Genomic DNA, 2,194 nt, shown 5'->3' on the forward strand with positions numbered 1-2,194 from the left:
CTCGCCGCCGGTGTGCTGGCGCTGGCCGGGCTGGTCGCCTGGACCGTGCTCGGCACCGGCCTGTTCGGCGTCCGCGAGGTGCGGGTGGTCGGCGGGAAGCTGGTCAGCCCGGTGGAGGTGCGGGACGCCGCGGCGGTCCCGGACGACGAGCCGCTGGCCCGGGTGGACCTCGCGGCGACGGCCCGCCGGGTCGGCACGCTGGCCCCGGTGGAGCGCGCGTACGTGTCCCGGGACTGGCCGGGGACGCTGGTGATCCGGGTGGTCGAGCGGACGGCCGTGGCGGCGGTGCCGCAGGGGGAGCAGTTCGCTGTGATCGACCGGTCGGGCGTGGTGTTCCGGACCGTGCCGCGGGCTCCGGACGGGCTGCCCCTGGTGCAGGTGGGCCGGCCGGGCCCGGACGACCCGGGCACCCGGGCCGGGCTGCAGGTGCTCGCCGCGCTCACCCCGCAGCTCCGCGCCGAACTGGTCGCGGTGGACGTGGCCGGCCTGGCGCGGATCACCCTGAAGCTGCACGGCGACCGGCAGGTCATCTGGGGCGACGCCACCCGCGGAGCGGACAAGTCGCGGGTGGCCACCGCGTTGCTCGGGCGCGACGCCGACACCATCGACGTCAGCGCGCCGGACGTGGTGACCTTCCAGTGATCCGCCGGTCCGCGGGCGTGACCCGTCCCGCTCCGGGCGGCGACACGCCGATCAGGTCCTTGGCTCATCGCGCGGCGGCGCTTACGTTGCCCCGAAGAGGATCAGTGGTTGACATAACACTAACCCTCTAGTAGAGGGTGAGGGTTTCAACCATCGGCGTCGCGGGGAACTGCGTCCGCCGCTGGTCTGGCCAAGCCGTGTGGGGTCGGCCCATGCCAATCTCGAAGGGAAAGGACCGGAGATGACACCTCCGCACAACTACCTGGCGGTCATCAAGGTCGTCGGCATCGGAGGCGGCGGCGTCAACGCCGTCAACCGGATGATCGAGGTTGGACTCAAGGGCGTCGAGTTCATCGCGATCAACACGGACGCCCAGGCGCTCCTGATGAGCGACGCGGACGTCAAGCTGGACGTCGGCCGCGAGCTGACCCGGGGCCTGGGCGCCGGCGCCAACCCGGACGTCGGCAAGAACGCCGCCGAGGACCACCGCGACGAGATCGAGGAGGTGCTCAAGGGCGCCGACATGGTCTTCGTGACCTGCGGCGAGGGTGGCGGCACCGGGACCGGCGGCGCGCCCGTGGTGGCGAACATCGCTCGCAAGCTCGGCGCGCTCACCATCGGCGTGGTGACCCGACCGTTCTCCTTCGAGGGCAAGCGCCGCCAGGTGCAGGCCGAGGCCGGCATCGACGAGCTGCGCAACCAGTGCGACACCCTGATCGTCATCCCAAACGACCGGCTGCTCGCGCTGGGCGATCGGAACATCAGCATGATGGACGCCTTCCGGACCGCCGACCAGGTGCTCCTCTCCGGTGTCCAGGGCATCACCGACCTGATCACCACCCCGGGTCTGATCAACCTGGACTTCGCCGACGTCAAGAGCGTGATGAGCGGCGCGGGCAGCGCGCTGATGGGCATCGGCAGCGCGCGCGGTGAGAACCGCGCGGTCGAGGCGGCCGAGGCGGCCATCTCCAGCCCGCTGCTGGAGCAGAGCATGGACGGCGCCCGCGGCGTGCTGCTCTCCATCGCCGGCGGCTCCGACCTGGGCCTGTTCGAGATCAACGACGCGGCCCAGCTGGTCACCGACGCGGCCCACCCGGACGCCAACATCATCTTCGGTGCGGTCATCGACGACGCCCTCGGCGACGAGGTGCGGGTGACCGTCATCGCGGCGGGCTTCGACGGGGGCGCGCCGGCGTACAAGGCGGCCGAGCCGGCCCGCAAGACCAACCAGAACCAGCCGGCGCAGCCGAACGCGCCGGTCTCGCCGCCGGCCACCATGCCGGCCCCGCAGCAGTCGCCGCGTCGGGTGCTCTTCGACGACGTGGACGTGCCCGACTTCCTCAAGAACGGGTCCTGAGCCGCGCCGATGACCGACAGCGCCGCCACGGTACGACCGGACCGTCGTGCCGAGCTTGCCAACGGGCTGGCCCGCGTCGAGGCCCGGATCGCCGACGCCTGCGCCACGGCCGGCCGGGACCGGGCCGAGGTGACCATGATCGCGGTCACCAAGACCTACCCGGCCGGTGACGTGGTCGCCCTGGCCGGGTAGGTC

General features: G+C 72.4%; 2 protein-coding genes and 1 pseudogene. All 3 read left to right on the forward strand.

The genetic code is table 11. From position 1 onward, the window contains the following. Positions 1 to 642 (forward strand): cell division protein FtsQ/DivIB (locus tag DKL51_RS31410; protein WP_124813104.1); only part of this gene is annotated, 642 nt, incomplete at its 5' end. A 241-nt stretch (positions 643 to 883) separates the two neighbouring features. Then, positions 884 to 1,999, forward strand: coding sequence for a cell division protein FtsZ (ftsZ, locus tag DKL51_RS31415; protein ID WP_109943503.1), 1,116 nt, complete (start codon positions 884 to 886; stop codon positions 1,997 to 1,999). Positions 2,000 to 2,008: 9 nt separating this feature from the next. Beyond that, positions 2,009 to 2,188, forward strand: a pseudogene (locus tag DKL51_RS31420) (YggS family pyridoxal phosphate-dependent enzyme); the annotation flags it as partial. Between the last annotated feature and the right edge of the window lie 6 nt (positions 2,189 to 2,194).

The sequence above is a fragment of the Micromonospora globispora genome (genome assembly GCF_003857015.1).
Taxonomy (GTDB): Bacteria; Actinomycetota; Actinomycetes; order Mycobacteriales; family Micromonosporaceae; genus Micromonospora; species Micromonospora globispora.